16 protein-coding genes and 1 tRNA gene are annotated in these 17287 nt (G+C 61.8%); 15 read left to right on the top strand and 2 right to left on the bottom strand.

The window, feature by feature from the left end:
- Positions 1-186: 186 nt before the first annotated feature.
- On the bottom strand, positions 187-2055 hold the full coding sequence (locus ACLIMP_RS06325; protein WP_324698232.1) for a PHA/PHB synthase family protein: 1869 nt from the start codon (positions 2053-2055) through the stop codon (positions 187-189).
- Positions 2056-2272: 217 nt separating this feature from the next.
- Between ACLIMP_RS06325 and ACLIMP_RS06320 the strand changes: the two genes are divergently transcribed.
- Positions 2273-3472 carry an LL-diaminopimelate aminotransferase gene (locus tag ACLIMP_RS06320; RefSeq protein WP_054440116.1) on the top strand — a complete coding sequence of 400 codons (1200 nt, stop codon included), beginning with the start codon at positions 2273-2275 and terminating at the stop codon, positions 3470-3472.
- A gap of 196 nt (positions 3473-3668) precedes the next feature.
- Entirely contained in the window at positions 3669-4346 is a 678-nt protein-coding gene (locus ACLIMP_RS06315; RefSeq protein WP_324698230.1) for a winged helix family transcriptional regulator, read from the top strand.
- 29 nt (positions 4347-4375) lie between these two features.
- Here ACLIMP_RS06315 and mobA read toward each other — a convergent pair whose 3' ends face one another.
- On the bottom strand, positions 4376-4900 hold the full coding sequence (mobA, locus tag ACLIMP_RS06310) for a molybdenum cofactor guanylyltransferase (RefSeq protein WP_185997983.1): 525 nt from the start codon (positions 4898-4900) through the stop codon (positions 4376-4378).
- A 159-nt stretch (positions 4901-5059) separates the two neighbouring features.
- Here mobA and ACLIMP_RS06305 point away from each other — a divergent pair, with 159 nt between their 5' ends.
- The 13 genes from ACLIMP_RS06305 (at position 5060) to ACLIMP_RS06245 (ending at position 17150) form a co-directional block, all read left to right on the top strand.
- Positions 5060-6445: an RNB domain-containing ribonuclease gene (locus ACLIMP_RS06305; protein WP_324698227.1), complete on the top strand. Its 1386-nt coding sequence runs from the start codon at positions 5060-5062 to the stop codon at positions 6443-6445.
- A 72-nt stretch (positions 6446-6517) separates the two neighbouring features.
- Positions 6518-6591 (top strand) — tRNA-Cys (locus tag ACLIMP_RS06300).
- A 672-nt stretch (positions 6592-7263) separates the two neighbouring features.
- Entirely contained in the window at positions 7264-7917 is a 654-nt protein-coding gene (locus ACLIMP_RS06295; RefSeq protein ID WP_443478117.1) for a hypothetical protein, read from the top strand.
- Between the two features lie 44 nt (positions 7918-7961).
- Positions 7962-8207, top strand: a complete 246-nt coding sequence (locus ACLIMP_RS06290) for a helix-turn-helix domain-containing protein (RefSeq protein ID WP_443478160.1) — start codon at positions 7962-7964, stop codon at positions 8205-8207.
- Complete coding sequence (locus ACLIMP_RS06285) at positions 8204-9532, top strand: DUF3631 domain-containing protein (RefSeq protein ID WP_443478116.1); 1329 nt, start codon at positions 8204-8206, stop codon at positions 9530-9532. Before ACLIMP_RS06290 ends, ACLIMP_RS06285 begins: the two co-directional genes overlap by 4 nt.
- Before the next feature lie 167 nt (positions 9533-9699).
- Positions 9700-9975, top strand: coding sequence for an HGGxSTG domain-containing protein (locus ACLIMP_RS06280; protein ID WP_443478159.1), 276 nt, complete (start codon positions 9700-9702; stop codon positions 9973-9975).
- Between the two features lie 72 nt (positions 9976-10047).
- A protein-coding gene (locus ACLIMP_RS06275; RefSeq protein WP_443478072.1) for an IS3 family transposase occupies positions 10048-11216 on the top strand; the annotation gives its coding sequence in 2 pieces (ribosomal slippage) (positions 10048-10309 and positions 10309-11216; 1170 coding nt in all).
- A 503-nt stretch (positions 11217-11719) separates the two neighbouring features.
- Complete coding sequence (locus ACLIMP_RS06270) at positions 11720-13960, top strand: hypothetical protein (protein ID WP_443478115.1); 2241 nt, start codon at positions 11720-11722, stop codon at positions 13958-13960.
- 93 nt (positions 13961-14053) lie between these two features.
- On the top strand, positions 14054-14242 hold the full coding sequence (locus tag ACLIMP_RS06265) for a helix-turn-helix domain-containing protein (RefSeq protein ID WP_443478114.1): 189 nt from the start codon (positions 14054-14056) through the stop codon (positions 14240-14242).
- Positions 14243-14426: 184 nt separating this feature from the next.
- Positions 14427-14729 (top strand): hypothetical protein, encoded by a 303-nt coding sequence (locus ACLIMP_RS06260; protein WP_443478113.1) that lies wholly within the window; start codon positions 14427-14429, stop codon positions 14727-14729.
- Positions 14726-14953, top strand: a complete 228-nt coding sequence (locus tag ACLIMP_RS06255) for a hypothetical protein (RefSeq protein ID WP_443478112.1) — start codon at positions 14726-14728, stop codon at positions 14951-14953. Before ACLIMP_RS06260 ends, ACLIMP_RS06255 begins: the two co-directional genes overlap by 4 nt.
- Entirely contained in the window at positions 14950-15876 is a 927-nt protein-coding gene (locus tag ACLIMP_RS06250) for a toprim domain-containing protein (RefSeq protein WP_443478111.1), read from the top strand. Before ACLIMP_RS06255 ends, ACLIMP_RS06250 begins: the two co-directional genes overlap by 4 nt.
- Positions 15870-17150 carry an AAA family ATPase gene (locus ACLIMP_RS06245; protein WP_443478110.1) on the top strand — a complete coding sequence of 427 codons (1281 nt, stop codon included), beginning with the start codon at positions 15870-15872 and terminating at the stop codon, positions 17148-17150. Before ACLIMP_RS06250 ends, ACLIMP_RS06245 begins: the two co-directional genes overlap by 7 nt.
- The last annotated feature ends 137 nt before the right edge of the window (positions 17151-17287 follow it).

Below are 17287 nucleotides of genomic sequence, written 5' to 3'. Positions count from 1 at the left end.
TTAACGGCAACGAAGTTTCAGTAAAATACGGACAAATCCTTGGATGCCACCATTTTCGCGCGGCAATTGCGAAGCGCTCTATCACGGCAATCTGAGGCGAAGGGACTACTCCTGCGCCGGACTGGCACTATTGATACCGCCGGTCCGGATGCGAAAGTTCCGGACCGTCTCCGCAATGGGGCAAAATCAGCGCGTGGCCACGTAACGGCCCGGCGCATCCTCGATCACCTTATCCCCCCGGCCGCCGGGGCGCCGCTTTCCACGGGCGGGAATCTCAGCCGAATCCAGCGCCCGCAGCCACTCTGCCCAGTGCGGCCACCAACTTCCGGGATGCTCATGAGCCCCTTCGATGAAAGCACCGAGAGTGTCCGGCCGCGCATCGTTGACCCAGTACTGGTACTTGTTCGAACTGGGCGGATTGACCACGCCGGCAATATGACCTGACCCTGCAAGCAGGAAGGTCCAGGGACCTGCCAGATAGTGGGTGAGCTTCCACACGCTCTGCGGGGGCGCGATGTGATCTTCGCTTCCCGCCTGAATATAGACCGGCGTAGCGATCCGGTGAAGGTCGATCGGGACACCGCAAGCCTGCATCGAATCGGCAACGACCAGCCGGTTATCGCGATAGAGGTCCCGCAGATAGTCCCGGTGCCATCCCGCCGGCAGGTTCGTCACATCGCCGTTCCAGTGGAGCAGGTCGAACGCCGGATATTCCTCGCCCTTGAGGTAGTTCTTCTCGACGTAGCTCCAGATCAAGTCGTTGCCGCGCAGGATGTTGAACGTGGCGGCAAGGTAGCGCCCATCGAGATAACCTTCGGGCGAAAGCTTGCCGAGCGTCTCGATCTGCTGGTCGTCCACGAAGTTCTTCAGGTCTCCCGCTTCCTCGAAATCGACTTGTGCGGTGAAGAAGGTGGCACTGGCAACCTTGTCAGCCTCGCCCTTGCGCGCCAGCACGGCCAAGGTTGCAGCAAGCGTGGTTCCGGCGACGCAGTATCCGATGGTATGAACGGAAGGTACGCCGAGCCTTTCGCGCACATGGTCGATCGCTTCGACCTGCGCGGCGATATAGTCGTCCCACACGACACCGGCCATGCCCGCATCCGCCGACTTCCACGAAACCATGAACACGGTCACGCCCTGCTCAACGGCCCAGCGCACGAAGCTTTTCTTCGCGTTGAGGTCGAGGATGTAGAACCGGTTGATCCAGGGCGGGAAGATCAGCAGCGGGGTCTTGAGCACCTTGTCCGTTGTCGGCGTATACTGGATCAGCTGGTAGAGCGGAGTCTCGAACACGACCTTGCCCGGCGTTACCGCGATGTTCTCCCCCAACACGAAGGCACCGGGCCGAGTGTGGGTGAGTTGTCCCTTGCGCATATCATCGAGCATGTTCTCGAAGCCGCGGACCAGGCTTTCACCCTTGGTCCGGCTCGCGGCTTCCAGAGCGACCGGATTGGTCAGAGGGAAGTTCGCCGGGCTCAGCGCATCGACGACCGCACGCGCCGCGAACATGAGCTGCGCCTTCTTCGCCGGCTCCAGCCCCTCGACCGCCCCGGCCATGCGCGTCACCTCGTCCGCGAACAGCAGATAGAGTTGGTGAAGCACCGCGAAGAACGGCTGGCGGCGCCATTCCGGATCGGCAAAACGGCGATCGCTGCGAGGCAGTTCGGGCTGCGCCTCTCCGTTGTCCTGCTTCAACCCGGCTCGCGGGCCAAGGCCGTACTGACCGAGCACCCCGTTGACGAGATCCACGGCTTCGCCCCACAGCCGCTGCTGGATCTGCGGATCGGAAAACGGCAACTGGCGCACGACCGCCTCGGCCGTGGCAATCCACTTCATGGGATCGGCATAATGCGGCGTGCCCTTCGCCTTGCCGAGTTGCTCCACCTGGAACTCGGTCCAGATCGAATGCATGCGGCTGGCGATCTCGGCCCACTGAACGGCAGTCTCGGCCTCGGGCGTACCTTCGGCCGGGACAAGCTGCCCGAACAGGCCAGTGACCTGCTGGGCCTGGCCCCGGAACATCTCGGTGAACAGGTCGGTGGCGTCGGTCGCCATATGCGGTCGAACTCCATTTGCAGCGGGCGATCCCGGGCGAATCTCCTCCCTCCGATACCTATCGACTGCACCGCCCGCCGCCAACCGGACAAAAGTTGCGCGGGACATCATTTGCACGTCGCACAATTGCGTATCGGCCATTTGCGCCGGGGCCTTATTCCCCTACAGGAACCCGCGCGGCACTTCTCGCCGCGTGTTTTATGGATTCACCGAGGTCATGGAAGACGAGTTCTACCGCATCAAGCGCCTGCCACCCTACGTTATCGCCGAAGTCAACGCGATGCGTCATGCGGCACGCCAGGCGGGTAAGGACATCATCGACCTCGGCATGGGCAACCCCGACCTGCCCCCGCCCGCCCACGTGATCGACAAGCTCTGCGAAGTCGCCCGCAAGGAAGACGCGCACGGCTATTCGGCATCCTCGGGCATTCCGGGCATTCGCCGCGCCCAGGCGAACTACTACGGCCGCCGCTTCAACGTCGATCTCGACCCCGAGACCGAAGTGGTAATGACGATGGGTTCGAAGGAAGGCCTCGCCAGCCTCGCCACGGCGATCACCGCCCCGGGCGACGTCGTGCTGGCGCCCAACCCCAGCTACCCGATTCACACGTTCGGCTTCATCATCGCCGGGGCGACGATCCGCTCGGTGCCGACCACGCCGGACGAACGCTACTGGGAATCGCTTGACCGCGCGATGGCCTTTACGGTGCCGCGTCCCTCGATCCTGATCGTGAACTACCCGTCGAACCCGACGGCCGAGACGGTGGACCTCGCCTTCTACGAACGCCTGGTCGCCTGGGCCAAGGAGAACAAGGTCTGGATCCTGTCCGACCTTGCCTATTCGGAACTCTATTTCGACGGCAACCCGACCCGCTCGATCCTCGAGGTGCCCGGCGCCAAGGACGTCGCGGTGGAATTCACCTCGATGTCGAAAACGTTCTCGATGGCAGGCTGGCGCGTCGGATTCGCGGTGGGTAACGCCAAGCTGATCGCCGCGCTCAAGCGGGTGAAGTCCTATCTCGACTATGGCGCATTCACGCCGATCCAGGCTGCCGCCTGCGCCGCGCTCAATGGCCCGCAGGACATCGTGGAAAAGAACCGCGCGCTCTACCAGAAGCGCCGCGACGTGATGGTCGAGGCGTTTGGCCGTGCCGGCTGGGACATCCCGAGCCCCAAGGCTTCGATGTTCGCCTGGGCGCCCCTCCCGCCTGCGCTGAAGGAAATGGGGAGCCTGGAATTCTCGAAGCAGCTTCTCACCGAGGCCGAGGTCGCAGTCGCGCCGGGCGTCGGTTACGGCGAGGACGGCGAAGGCTTCGTCCGCATCGCCATGGTCGAGAACGAACAGCGCCTCCGTCAGGCCGCGCGCAACATCAAGCGCTTCCTCGCCTCGAAGGGCGTGAACACACCGGCAGGCTGATTTGGACTACAGGCAGGCCATGACAGACGTTCAATGGCCTGCCTGTAAGAATTTAGGTGTTGTTCCCTAGGGCACATAGCCCAGTATATAGACTTCTTTTAACACCACTGGGGCTGATCAGATTGGGGGGGGAATGACCTATCTGGGAAAGAGCGAATGCCACGCGCCAAGATTTCGATGGCTGGCGCCTGAGACAATGCCTGAAAGACTCGACCTGCAACGCTGCGGCTGGATACTCGATCCAGACGGGCAACCATCGTCCGACTGCGTCGGGCTGATAGACGCCGCCGAACTCGACAGTGTCGAGTGGATGCGCCTGCTATCGTCGCTTCATCAGGAAGTTCGCAGATGCGTCCTGATCGTGGGCGTCCAGGAAGCGCGGGAACGCACGTCACTGCTCGAAATCGGCTTTGGCGATGTGGTGACCGATCGCATCTGCATCGAAGAGCTTGGCGCCCGCGCCAACCGACTCGTGCAGTTCACCCAATGGCTGCCCCGCAGCCGGCGGATCGGCCGACTGACCCTTGACCTGCTCGCTCGCGAAGCATTCGGGGACGGCAAGCCGCTCAATCTCAATCCACGTGAGTTTGCTCTGATCTGGCGCCTGGCCGATTCGCTCGACCAGTTCGTCAGCAAGCAGGAACTCATCTACGATGTGTGGCGCATGGGCTTCGTGCCCGAAACCAACAGCGTGGCTGTCCACATGTCGCGCCTGCGCCGCAAGCTCGCTTTCGTGGGGCTGGCCGGAGTTATCGAAACCTCGCCTTCCGGCGGTTACCGCCTGAGGGTTCCAGATGGTTGCCCCGTCGACGAAGCGTCGGCGCAAACCGAAGGGGCGCCGACGTCCGTGAAGGTTCGCGCAGTCGCGCACTGATGCCGAAAAGGCCTGACGCCGGACATGCGTCAGGCCTTTCGAGCCAGCCTCGCAAGATCCTGCGGTGTGTTGATATTCGATACCGGAACCGCCGTTTCGATCGGCCGCGCACCGACCAGTTCGGCAAACCGCCGCATGGAATGACGCTCCTCGCTATGGAGCAGAGCTTCCAGCACTTCCAAGGTAGCGGCAGGCCATAGGCCGATGACCGGCTGCCCTGCGAGGCAGGCAGGACCTCTTCCCAATAGCTCGAGCAGGTTGTCCGGCAGGACGGCAGCATCCACCCCGCAGCTCAAAACCGCCTCGTAGCCTTCGTCGCGCGCATGGTGGAGCGCTGCGGCCAGGCCGCCCAACGGCCCCATGCCGCTCCTCGGCCAATCCGGAAGCGTGGGCGCCGGCGCGGTTTCGCGGCCGACCACCACAACATGCTCGCACCAGCCCGAAAGCGCATCTACGGCAAGTGCGATCAATGTATGGCCGCCGAATTCGGCCAGTGCCTTGTCGCTACCGAAGCGACTGGACTTGCCGCCCGCAAGGACTGCACCGAGGATCATGGTCGAACTCCGTGAAGAAATGGGAATGCCGGGACTGCACCCTAGCGCCTGAGTGAACAGTTCAGGAAGTGCCCTCAGGCGGTTTGGTTCCGCATCCTCTTGCCCCCAAGGCGCCCGCCTCTGCTTGCCACACCCCCGATATTGCGCTCCAATACCGCCATGAAGACATTGCGCGATCCCGGTTGCCTGCTTCGTGCAGGGCTGGAGCGAATTCGGACCCAGTTCTCCGTCCCGGAGTCATTCCCACCCGAAACGCTGGAAGCCGCACAAGCGGCAGCCGCTCGCACGCCGCAAGATCATGCGGACCGGACTTCTCTCCCTTTCGTCACGCTCGACCCGGCAAGCTCCACGGATCTGGACCAGGCATTCGCAATCGAGGCATCGGGCGCCGACTGGCTGCTCCATTATGCCATCGCCGATGTAGCCTGGTTCGTGAACGATGGTGACCCGATCGACCGTGAAGCCTGGAATCGCGGCACGACGACCTACCTTCCCGATGGAAAGGCCAGCCTCTATCCACCGATTCTCAGCGAAGGAGCGGCCAGCCTTCTACCTCAGGTAGACCGCCCTGCCGTGATACTGACCGTGCGGATCGATCCCACCGGCGAAGCGAAGCTGGACGGCGCCGAACGGGCCATGATCCGCAGCCGCGCCAAGCTGGCCTATGAAACCGTCCGCGACGACGAACTGCCGGACGGTTTCCTCGACATCGCCAGACGGATCGATCGCGCCGAGGACAGGCGCGGCGCCGAAAGGGTGGACCCGCCGGAGCAGGTCGTCGAAGTTGACGGATCGGGCGCCTTCACCCTGGCATTTCGGCCCCAGTTACCCTCGGAGCGCCGTAACGCCGCGCTGTCACTTGCCGCCAATCTCGCGGTCGCCCAAACGATGCTGGATGCGAAGACCGGCCTCTTCCGCATCATGGCCATGCCGGACACCAAGGGCGAGGAAAAGCTGCGCACAACGGCACTGGCACTTCACTTGGACTGGCCCGGCGCCATGCCCCTCGCCCAGTTCCAACGCCGCCTGAACCCTTCGCGGCCCGCAGAGGCTGCGTTCATGCTGGCGATCCGCCGTTCCGGCCAAGGCGCCAGTTACCGTCCTTTCGTTCCCGAGGAACTGCCATGGCACGCCGCCATAGCTGCCCCCTATGCGCACGCGACAGCCCCGCTGCGGCGCCTCGCCGACCGCTACGTCCTACGCACCGTCCTCGCTCTCACGCAAGGCCGGACGGTGCCTCGGGAAGTGGCGGAAGCTTTCACTACCCTTCCCCGGATCATGGCCCGCGCCGCCTCACGCGATTCCCGAATCGAAAAAGCCGTAGTCGACCTCGCCGAGGCGACCATGCTCGCGCATATGGAAGGCACCTGCTTCACCGCAAGAGTGACGGACGTTCGTGAAGAGAAGGTCCAACTCCAACTCCAGGACCTCCCCGTTATGGCCAGCGCCCGTGTACCGGGGGCCTTCCCCGGCGATCTGGTTCGCATCCGCCTGACTCACGCCGACACGATAAACGGGAGCCTCACGTTCGAACCTGTCGACTAATTTCACCTTGATGGAGAATCTGCGTTGCACATCGCACGATCCGTTGTTAGGGGCGCCTCTCTCCACACGGATGGCCCGATGGCGGAGTGGTGACGCAGAGGACTGCAAATCCTTGCACGCCGGTTCGATTCCGGCTCGGGCCTCCATCTACAGCCTTTCCAAAGGCGCCTAATGGCGCCGGATAAAGTGGCTGTTTCCGCCAGTTTTGCGCGGCATATCCCCGAAGCCCACCTCGGATTTATTTAGCGCTCCCGTCCGGGGGTAGCGCCCTCTTCATGGTCTTCGGAAATCCCAAGCAGCGCGGAAAAAATGCCGGGTGGGTAAAATGCAAATTCCACCGGAAAACTCTGAACGAGTAATTCCAGGCGGAAGCAGCAGCGCCCTTCATCGCATCACCCAGGCCACACGCAAAGCGCACCTCGGAAATCACCGAGCCCCGAGCACAGCGATCAGGCCCTTGCGGGCTGGAATACATTTGTTCGAGGGAAATGGCGGGCGGGAGGGAGTAGAATCATGTAATTAATCCTTTGTTTTTACGTGATAAACTGGATGGTGAAAAAATCATGCCCACACTATTCCCCACACTTCACGGAAGTGTCGGTTTCAAGTGATGGATTTTGGGGAGGTCCGAACGCCGCCCTAATGCGTAACGGTAGCAAGACTGCCCGCTCGCGCGCTTCTCATATAGCGCTGTAGCGGGTGGGCAGTCTTGCGGGCTTTCATGCGGTGCCGTCTGCGACTGTTCCATTGAAGAAAGATTCGACATATTTCAGGAGCACGGCCAACTGTGATCCATGGATGCGAACGCGACGGACACGATGAAACTGCATTTGGAAGCGCTCTCAGCGAAGGCGTTGAGCGCATTCAAACGGCAGTTACTTGGAATATATGCCGCCGAAGATTATCGCGACTTCATCCCAGAGTTCATGATCAATGACATGGTGGGGGCGGCTGAAAGCAATGCCCAGCAGTGGCTTGCCGACGCCGTATCGCAAGTAGGTGCGGTGGCCGGGGGGCCAGCAGCCTTCGCTATAATTGATGAAGCGATGGCAGCACACCTTTCCGCCTTGGAAGGCACGGTGAAACTTGGGCGCGGAATGCCTCTGCATCCCGCCATGCTCAAGGTAGCTGTTGAACGGTTCGATGCCGTCCGCTCGCGTCTAATTCGACAGGTTGAGAACCACCGCCCTCAGAATGCCCAAGAGAGCGTTGTCGTTTCAGGAGTATCAAATCCTGTCGCTGACAGTGCTAGGCGTGGGCCAAAGGGAAAGTATGATTGGCCTCATGCCACCAACATAGTGTGGGGAAGGATTTTTCGGGGGGAACTTATCCCGAAAAGCCAAAGAGACATTGAAGAGGCTTTCGTCGCCATACTTAAAGGCGATGACGGCAAGTTAGAATCTTCAAATACTCGACCATATGCTCGGCCGATTTGGCAGGAGTTTAATCGCGATCCAGAGGATGATAATTAATTGTCATCCTACTCATCCGACAAGCCTGCTCATCATCCGTAGTGATGCGTCCATGCCCGCTGAAAGTCAGTGGAGGTGCTCTGACTGGCGGGCTTGGAACGAAACTGATGAACGAGCCATACCTATGTTCCGTCTCCGACGCCGCAAGGATGTTGGGGGTCGGACGAACCAAACTGTATGACATGATCGCCAAGGGCGAAATACTGTCCATGCAAATCGGCACAAGGCGGCTGGTTAAGGTCGCCAGCATTCAGGCACTAATCGAGCGCCTGACTGGGGGTGCCGCATGAACAATGCCAGCCACAATGGAAAGGCCGGTGCTGCGCCAACAGCAACCGGCCCGGAAGATGCCCAAGCGGTCAGCCCAGCATCCGCGTTTAACCCGGAAGAGCCGGTGACGCCAGATGAGATGCAGGCAGATGCGGCGAGCGTCGATGGTGCGGGACTGCTGAACCGCATTCACGCTTTTACACGCCGTTTCATCTGCTACCCCTCGGACCATGCCAGCACTTCACATGTCCTGTGGATCGCCCACACGCATCTGATGGAAGCATGGTTTTCGACGCCGCGCCTTGCTGTGCTGTCGCCGGAGCCAGGAAGCGGGAAGTCGCGGGTGTTGGAGATTACCGCTCTTCTGGTTCCAAACCCGCTGCTGTCGGTCAACTCATCGGCGTCGTTCATCCTGCGGACCATGGCCGATCAGGAGAATAGGCCTACCGTACTCTACGATGAGATCGACGCCATTTTCGGCCCCAATGCTAGGGGCAATGAAGATCTGCGGGCGATGATTAACGCAGGCTATCGCCGTGGGGCGATGATTGGGCGCTGCTATATGGAAAAGGGCAAGGTTTTGACGGAGCAGTTGGCCACATACGCGGCTGTTGCTTTAGGCGGCCTTGGCAATCTGCCGGATACTATCATGAGCCGCTCGCTCATCTTCCGTATGCGGAAACGAGCGGCTGGGGAAAAAGTTGAGCCATTCCAACCGCGTGTTCATGAGGGTCAGGCTGACGCCCTGCGGAGCGAACTGGCGGAGTGGGCCGCTAACGTCGCCGATCTCGCGGAAATGGCACAACCGGCCATGCCGGACTGTATTGCCGACCGGAACGCCGATGTATGGGGACCACTGTTCACGGTGGCCGATTTGGCAGGCGGTGCATGGCCCGAAGCGGCGAGGATGGCTGCGACGGATGCCGTGATGTCAGCGAAGGCCAGTGAGCGTCCTTCTTTGGGCGCTCAACTGTTGGCGGATATTCATGCCTGCTTCGGCGATTCTGATCGTATCACCACAGCCGACCTGCTGGACAGGTTGCTGGCCGACGACGAAGCGCCTTGGGGCGACCTGCGAGGCAGGAAGATCGATGCCCGCAAGCTGGCCGAGATGCTGCGCGAATATGGCATCCGCTCGTCCACGATCCGTGTATCCAATGGTCAGACGCCCAAGGGCTATAAGCGCGAAGCATTTCATGATGCATGGAAGCGCTACCTGCCTGCGTCACCAGCACGCACAACAGGCGCCACATCCGACACCGATCATGCCAACCCCAGTCTAACCGGGGATGGCACTGTGTCGGAGCATGACATGCCTGCGGCGTGTGGCGGCAACAGCGGCTGAGTCACGGGCGACGAGGCCTGAAAACCGTTGGTATCCGGTCAAGTTGCCAATGTGTCGCGTGTGGCGGCAATCCGGGAGAGTGGCCGAGAAGTTGCCTTGGCCACTCTCCAAATAGCCCCAAAGGGGGCGCGGGAGCCAAGAAGTTGAACATTCTCACGGACAACCCCATGCAACCGGCAAATCTGGCCAGTGCTCCTCGTTGCGGTGCCCGAACACGGTCTGGGGCCGAATGCCGGTCCCCGGCTGTCAGAGGAAAGCAGCGATGCAGGATGCACGGTGGGAATAGCTGTGGTGCGCCGAAGGGAAATCGCAACGCATGGAAACATGGTGATCGCTCGGCACAAACTGAAGCCGAAATGAAGCTGGTAAGGGTGGCCGACCGCACGCTTCGGATGCTGACAAAATCCGGCAAGAGCCGGAAGCTGTCGCGTACTGACTGGTAGCCATACTGCTGATCTGCCCCCTTCTGAGTGGCCCAAAATCTGTTTTAGATTTGGCCACGAAGGAGGACTTGAATGGCGAGGAAGCACAAGCCGGAAGAGATCATCGGCAAGCTGCGTGAAGCGGAGATCGTGCTGGCGCAGGGCGGAACGGTGGCGGATGCGTGTCGCCGGATCGGCGTCACCGAGCAGAGCTACTACCGCTGGCGCAAGGAGTATGGCGGCCTGAAGATGGACCAGGCTCGGCGCATGAAAGAGCTTGAGAAGGAAAACGCTCGGTTGCGGCGGGCGGTGTCAGATCTGACGCTGGACAAGTTGATCCTACAGGAGGCCTCGCGGGGAAACTTCTGAGCCCCGCGCGCCGCAGGCGCTGTATCGATCATATCCGGGGCATGATGCCGGTGTCCGAGCGGCGGGTCTGCCGCGTGCTCGGGCAACATCGATCGACGCAGCGCAAAACGCCGCGTGGGGCGGATGACGAAGCAGCCCTGACCGAGGATATCATCGCGCTTGCCCGGCAGTATGGCCGCTATGGCTATCGCCGGGTGACGGCCTTGCTGCGCGATGCCGGTTGGCATGTGAACCGCAAACGGGTGGAGCGCATCTGGCGCCGTGAAGGGCTCAAGGTGCCGCAGAAGCAACCGAAGCGTGGAAGGCTCTGGCTCAACGACGGATCATGTATCCGCCTGCGACCGGAATATCCGGGCCATGTGTGGTCTTACGACTTCGTCGAGGGACGCACACATGATGGCCGCAAGTTCCGCATCCTGTCGATCATCGACGAGGCCAGCCGCGAGTGCCTCGCCTTACCCATCGCGCGACGGCTGCGCAGCGAGGACGTGCTGGCGACTCTCGCCGAGTTGTTCGTCACACGGGGGCCGCCGGCGCACATACGGTCAGACAATGGCCCTGAATTTATCGCCAATGCCGTGCAGCAATGGCTGGCGAAGATCGGCGTGAAAACGCTCTACATTACACCCGGCAGCCCATGGGAAAATGGCTACTGTGAGTCCTTCAACGGCTCGATGCGTGATGAGCTCTTGAACGGGGAGATCTTCTACACCTTGGCCGAGGCGAAGATCCTGATCGAGGCCTGGCGGCGGCACTACAACACCGTCAGGCCTCATAGTTCGCTGGGGTATCGACCGCCGGCCCCGGAGACGGCGACGGCGCCATGGCTGCCCTCCGGTTCCGCTACGCTGCACCTACGGCCAGCCATGGCGCCGGAGGCAATCTTACACTAACAAACAACCCGGACCACTCGGTGGGGGCCGGTCACGTCCGGCTATGAGCGAAGGTCTAGCGACGATACTGCCCTTCGCACTTGCCGATCGATGGATTGTAACAGTCGAGAGCCAGCGCCAATTGGTGAAGGTTCGTCATCGCACCCGGTGGTATGTGGTGGCGAGGCGGGTGGGGCATGATGAGCGCCGGCATTGGTGTGCGAGCCGAGCGGACGCCCTTGTCATCGCTGGATGGCAGCGGGAAGCCTTCGAGCGTCTGGCTTTTGCCGAACAGGTTGAAGCGATGCTTTCGCGACTGCCTCCAATCCAGCGGGCCAGGGCGATAGAGAAGCTGCGAGCGCTCGCTGAGCAAAACTAGCCCCTGCTGGGGATTGCCGCCGATCCTCAGTGGCGAGCAATCGACCGAAGGGGCATAATCTTGGCGGGGATAGGCCGGCCAGCCGATAAGCGCGCATCCCACGTGCTTCCCCGCCTCACTCTTGGGAGCCGCTAGGGAGGCGGGCTTGGCGAAATATGACGAACGGGGCGTAATCATCCCCGCACCGCTCCAAGGCAGCGCTGCCGCTCTTGCTGGCAAACGGTATGGCGACAAGCATCGCGGTCCAGCGGTGATCGGTTCCTATGAGCTGTGGCATTGTTGGATCGATCTGGCTGAGCACTCAGCAAAATGGCCATGCCCCGATGATCTGCCCGCTGGGATGGTCGAATTTTCGCAATCCATTCCCGAGGAACAGCGAGCCGATTGGTTGCGTCGGCAAGCGAATCTGGAAGACGTTGACCGGCGCATTTCATACGCCATCCGATCGGGCGATCTGCCGATTTGGGTTGCGCCGCAAGGCGAGCCGGAACAGCTGGTAGCAACGGGGGCATTGGCGACAATCGACCAGCGCTCGATCAAAGGAGGCGTCTTCTGTCCGCTGTCCGAAGAGTACAAATCAGAAGATGATCGGCCTTGGCTTTGGGAACGCCCGCTATTTGTTAAATGGGACGATTGGGTGCGGTTTGTTGCAGAAGTGCAATCGGAAAAGGCTGATGCGGTGAAGCACCGCTACGTTAATCAGACTGAGGCGGCCGGAGCCAACGACGACGACTTGAACGACGCCGGTTGGCTGAAAGGTCTTCCTGCCGGCTGGATTGACGGGTTCATTTGCGCGCGTCGTCTCTCTCGCCGTCTCAAGGCCGAATATGGCGACGGCGATCCGGCACCGTGGCATGAGGTGATTAACGCCGATTATTGGGGGCCATACTTCGGTGACCCCCCAGAGGACTACGCGGCAAAGCAAAAGTTGTCCGTCCGCATCGTTGCGACGATGCAGCGGGCAGCGCTTTCTGGACAGGTCACCCCCTTGTGGTTCGATGGCTCCAACTTCCGAGAGATTCCCGCCCTCGCATTCTGCAATACGGGTGCCTTTCATAATGCGCTGTTGCACGGAACGTTCGAGATAGACCCACTGTGGGCCGACGAATGGCAACTATGGAACGGGCAGGGTTGGGCTATCTCGAAGGAGCAGTTTGAAGCTTGGCTTGGGTCTCCCGAAGCTATGCGCATGGATGGGCTTCCGCCCGACCTTTCTGCGCCAGATTCGCCTGTAAATTTCGAAATTTCGTCTCGTGAGCCGTCCGACGCTGGCCGTGTGTCATTGGCAGAGGCAGTCTCATGGGTCGCATTCGGCATGGCTTTGAATGCGGATCGTCTCATGCAGGCGATAACCTGGAATCGGCTATGCGGTGGCGAATTGCAGGAAGCTCAGCGACGCTTGGGCAATGCCGCAGCGGAGATTTTGAAAGCGGGATCGGACAATCGAATTTCGTTCTACGGTCGGCACATTGATGCCTATGACGACAAGGGTAAGAAAACCGAGAAAATCGACGCTCTGACTCTCGACGACTACCGCCAAGTTCTCATTACCGGGCACGATCACCTTTATTACGGTGACGGTTTAAAGCGTTGGTATGAGGCGCCGAACAACTCTCGCCTGCACGATAGTGACCGAAGTGACCTGTACTCGAACGTTACAGTCGATCGCGGGGAGCTGCTGAAAGCATTTCCCACGCAGGATGGGGAAGCAAAGGCGTTCTTTGCTCCGATCCCGGCGTCACTGCCCGATATTGGCCTAGTGATGCCGTTGGACGAGGCATTGTCATGGCTTGCAGTTGGGCGTCCATCGGCTGACTTGCAGGTTTGGGAAAACCGAGCCGGCGAGCTGTCATTCCGAGACCACAATGGCGTCGAGCTACGGAAACAACCGGACGGTTCTCACCCGCAATTCTTGGATGCGTTTCTGCAAGCCAGCCGTGCGATGCATTCTGCGCTCAGGGATGGGAGCCTGCTGAGCTATGTCGCACCCGATAACGGCCAGCCGCTGCAAGTGCCTCGATTCTACTGGAACGGGGTGAACCCCGAGAGCCTGCACCACACCTATCGCGGTATGTCGCCGGGCGATAATGGCGCGGGATGCCCTGTGCTGTTCTCACGGCTGGCCTTTGATCAATGGCGCGCGGCAATCGCCGCTATCCCTATTGCGAGCATTGACCGTGCGCCGTCTGTGAAGGGAGGACGCCCACCAAGCGATGATGAGATACTGGCCAAGGCCGACGAAATGAAGGCTCGCGGCCTGGATGGACGCACGATCGCCAAGTCCATGCGGCTTGAGCAGGGGTTCGAACACGTGGCGACGACTACGGTTCGAGCGCTGATAAAGGGTCGATGGAAGCCTGCGGGGCGGCCGAAAAAAGCCGCGTGAAAATTCCGCATATCTCGCCGCACATGGGCATTTTGCTGCGGATTTTGTGATGCGCCTTGATCGCCTCGGTTCAAACCAAACCGAGGTAAACCAATGCAGTCCATCAAGTCCGATCCCCCGAAGATCGGTTACAGCATTCGGGAAGCGTGTCAGGCATCGAGCCTTGGTCGCTCCACGCTCTACAATCACATTTCGGCTGGTCGCCTTCGCGCTACCCGTGTCGGTGGTCGCACGATCATTCCGGCCGAGGCGCTCCACGCCCTGATCGCGGGGGAGGTGTGAGCCATGCCCCGGAAATGCGAAACCCCGCTGGTGGGCAGCGGGGCGTCGCGGAATAGCTGTGGCGGCTGTTTCCAAGACGCTCTTACGCTCTCCACCCTCCGCGCTCAACACCTGATCGGCAGCTACGGCATCCGCCCGGAAATGGCCGCGACGATCGCCGTGCTCGCTTTCGATGGAGGTGCCCATGTCTAGGCGCTCCACCCACACCAGCCGCGCCGCTTTGGCGTCTATGGGCAGCGAAGCCGATACCTTGCGGGCGATCTCCTATCGTCTGATCCACGAGGCCGGCGCGCGCGGCATGACCGCTCTGGAGGTCGTGGACGCGTCGGGCCGTGACCGCTGGGGCATCCAGCCGCGTATCTCCGAATTGGTTTCCGCCAAGCGCGTGATCGATTCCGGCCGCACGCGGACCAATCCCAGCGGCCGGCAGGCGATCGTCTGGATCGTGCCCGATCTTGGCTCCGAAAGCCGGGAGGCGCTGTCATGACCGAGCGGACATATCGAGGCCAGCGCTACGCAGTAACCGGCACATTTCAGCGTGAGCGCCGGGACGGCACGGTGGCGACGATCCTGGAATGGACTTCGCAGTGCGCGGATTGCGGCGAGCCGTTCACGATCACGACGCCAGCCGCCTCGGCCAAATTCGAGCCGAACCGGCGCTGTCAGAAACACAAGCGGCCCGGCCATCGGGTGAAGGAGTCCGCGCTGTGATCGTCGATATTCACGCCATCGCGCGTCACTACGGCGGCAAAGTCTGCAAGGGCAATGCGCTGATCCCCACGCCGGGGCATTCCAAGCGGGATCGCGGCACGGCGATCAAAGCCAGTGCGCTCGCACCGGATGGATGCCTGGTCGCCTGCTACAACGGCACCAGTGCAGATGCGCTGGCGGTCAAGGAGATGCTCCGCGCGGACGGGTTTCTACCGGCCGATACCGGGCGTGAGCTGACAGCGGCGGAACGCCGTTCGATCCGTGAGGCCGAGCTTGCCCGCAGACGCGAGCGGCTGGCCGCCGAGGAAACGGCGTCACGATGCGCGGCGGAACTGTGGGCCAATGCCAGCCGCGCCGATCCTGCGCACCCCTATTTGGTCGCCAAGGCGCTGGAGCCGTTCGGCATTCGCCAGGCGGGGCGTGACTTGCTGGTGCCAATGGTCGATCCCGGCTTCCGCCTCTGGAACGTCCAGCGCATCCGGCCTGATGGCTTCAAGCTGTTCGGGAAGGATGCCCGCACGGCTGACCTGTTCTGGCCTCACGGCGTGCATATGAGCGACGGCAGGCCATCGACGGGGCCGCTGGTGATCGGAGAGGGCTTCGCAACCATGGCCGCCATCTATTCGGCAACGGGCTTTGGCGTCGTCGCTTCCATGTCCGCGCGCAACCTGGAACCGGTCGCGCGCGCCATGCGCAAGCTGTTCCCGACGCGCGCGCCCATCATAGCTGCCGACGATGATTGCCACCTGCCCGACAATCTTGGGCTGAAAGCCGCCAGGAAGGCCGCTCAGGCTATTGGCGGGTCTGTGGCCACTCCGAGGCCGGAAACGCGCTCAGCGGACTCCAGCGCGGATTTTGCGGACATTCCGCGCGGCGACGTGGCCGGGCGCATTGAAGCGGCGCGGGGTGTTGACCAATGTTGACCTCCGAACCGCTCGATTTTTCAGCGCTCCGGCCGGGTGAAGCGGCGGCGCGCATCAACGGCCACGGCGCGTTGCGGGCAACGCCGTACCGTTGGCCCGACCCCGCGTCGCTGCCTCGCCGGCAATGGCTCATGGGTCATTGGCTGCTGCGCGGTGAGGTAACCGCCATCATCGCGCCGGGCGGCACCGGCAAGAGCACGATCGGCAACACGATCGCGCTTTGCCTCGCCAGCGGGCAGCCGCTCTTGGGCAAGCCGCTGCATCGCGGGGCGCAAGCCGTGTGGATCTTCAACCTTGAGGACGGAACCGACGAACTGGAGCGGCAATTGTCCGCTGCCTGTGCCTATCATGGGATTGGTCCTGTCGATTGCGGAGATCGGTTGCACCTTGATAGTGGGCTGGTCCAGCCGCTCTGCACGGCTAGCGAGGACCGCGACGGTTTCGCGCTGGCGGAGGAAGTCTTTGCGCAGCTCGCGGTCACGATCCGGGACCGGCGTATTGCCACGGTGATCGTTGATCCGTTCGTTTCCAGCCATGCCGTGCGGGAAAGCTCCAATGAGGCCATCGACGCCATCGCCAAGCGGTGGAAGCGGCTGGCGCAGGAAACCGGCTGCGCGGTCGTGCTGGTCCACCACACCCGCAAGCTGGGCGGGCGCGAGGTGACGGCCGAGGACGGGCGCGGCGCGGTTGCCTTGCGCGATGCCGCCCGCGTCGTGCTGCCCCTCAATCCCATGGGTGACAAGGAAGCCGAGGAATTGGGCATCGCCGATCCCGCGCTGCGCCGTTCGCTGGTGCGCATCGATACAGGCAAGGCCAATCGTGCGCCGCCCGACTCCGCCACCTGGATCAAGCTGGAAAGCCAGAGTCTCGACAACGGCGATGGGCTGGAGCCGTCCGACTTCGTTGGCGTCGCCACGCTCTGGGAAAAGCCCGACGTGTTCCACGGCCTGACTACCTGGCACCTCTACATGGTCCAGCAGGGGCTTGCGGCCGGCGACTGGCGCGAGAGCGTGCAGGCCAAGGATTGGGTCGGCCATCTAGTCGCCAAGGTGGCGGGCCTGTCCGCTGAAACCGACAAGGGACGGATCAAGGCCATCGTCCGCACATGGCGGCGGAATGATGCGCTGGCAGTCGAGCATCGGACGATCAACGGGCGGGACGTGCCTTTTGTCGTTGTCGGCAAGGCGGTGGACCCCAGCGAAATAGGTCCACGTCCACACCTTCAAACGTGTGGTGCGGAAGGTGCGGAAAGTGCGGGCGCGGACCCGCTCTGAAACCCTGCCGCACCACCCGCACCTCTCTTTAGAGAGTGCGGTGGTGGTGTGGTGCGGTTGACGGCTGGCGAAGATCAATTTGGAGGTGTGGTAAAATGAGTGAAGCTATTGGAGCGAAGGCCACTCGATCTGCGCGA

Source organism: Novosphingobium aeonii (assembly GCF_052279045.1).
GTDB lineage: Bacteria > Pseudomonadota > Alphaproteobacteria > Sphingomonadales > Sphingomonadaceae > Novosphingobium.
This window is presented reverse-complemented; position numbering and strand designations above follow the sequence as displayed.

Excerpts from the sequence above, each read along its gene's own strand:
- ACLIMP_RS06260 (WP_443478113.1), top strand. The coding sequence starts at position 14,427 with ATGTCTAGGCGCTCCACCCACACCAGCCGCGCCGCTTTGGCGTCTATG.
- ACLIMP_RS06285 (WP_443478116.1), top strand. The coding sequence starts at position 8,204 with ATGAACAATGCCAGCCACAATGGAAAGGCCGGTGCTGCGCCAACAGCA.
- ACLIMP_RS06295 (WP_443478117.1), top strand. The coding sequence starts at position 7,264 with ATGAAACTGCATTTGGAAGCGCTCTCAGCGAAGGCGTTGAGCGCATTC.
- ACLIMP_RS06290 (WP_443478160.1), top strand. The coding sequence starts at position 7,962 with ATGCGTCCATGCCCGCTGAAAGTCAGTGGAGGTGCTCTGACTGGCGGG.
- ACLIMP_RS06245 (WP_443478110.1), top strand. The coding sequence starts at position 15,870 with ATGTTGACCTCCGAACCGCTCGATTTTTCAGCGCTCCGGCCGGGTGAA.
- ACLIMP_RS06255 (WP_443478112.1), top strand. The coding sequence starts at position 14,726 with ATGACCGAGCGGACATATCGAGGCCAGCGCTACGCAGTAACCGGCACA.
- ACLIMP_RS06325 (WP_324698232.1), bottom strand. The coding sequence starts at position 2,055 with ATGGCGACCGACGCCACCGACCTGTTCACCGAGATGTTCCGGGGCCAG.
- mobA (WP_185997983.1), bottom strand. The coding sequence starts at position 4,900 with ATGATCCTCGGTGCAGTCCTTGCGGGCGGCAAGTCCAGTCGCTTCGGT.
- ACLIMP_RS06320 (WP_054440116.1), top strand. The coding sequence starts at position 2,273 with ATGGAAGACGAGTTCTACCGCATCAAGCGCCTGCCACCCTACGTTATC.
- ACLIMP_RS06280 (WP_443478159.1), top strand. The coding sequence starts at position 9,700 with ATGCAACCGGCAAATCTGGCCAGTGCTCCTCGTTGCGGTGCCCGAACA.
- ACLIMP_RS06305 (WP_324698227.1), top strand. The coding sequence starts at position 5,060 with ATGAAGACATTGCGCGATCCCGGTTGCCTGCTTCGTGCAGGGCTGGAG.
- ACLIMP_RS06265 (WP_443478114.1), top strand. The coding sequence starts at position 14,054 with ATGCAGTCCATCAAGTCCGATCCCCCGAAGATCGGTTACAGCATTCGG.
- ACLIMP_RS06315 (WP_324698230.1), top strand. The coding sequence starts at position 3,669 with ATGCCTGAAAGACTCGACCTGCAACGCTGCGGCTGGATACTCGATCCA.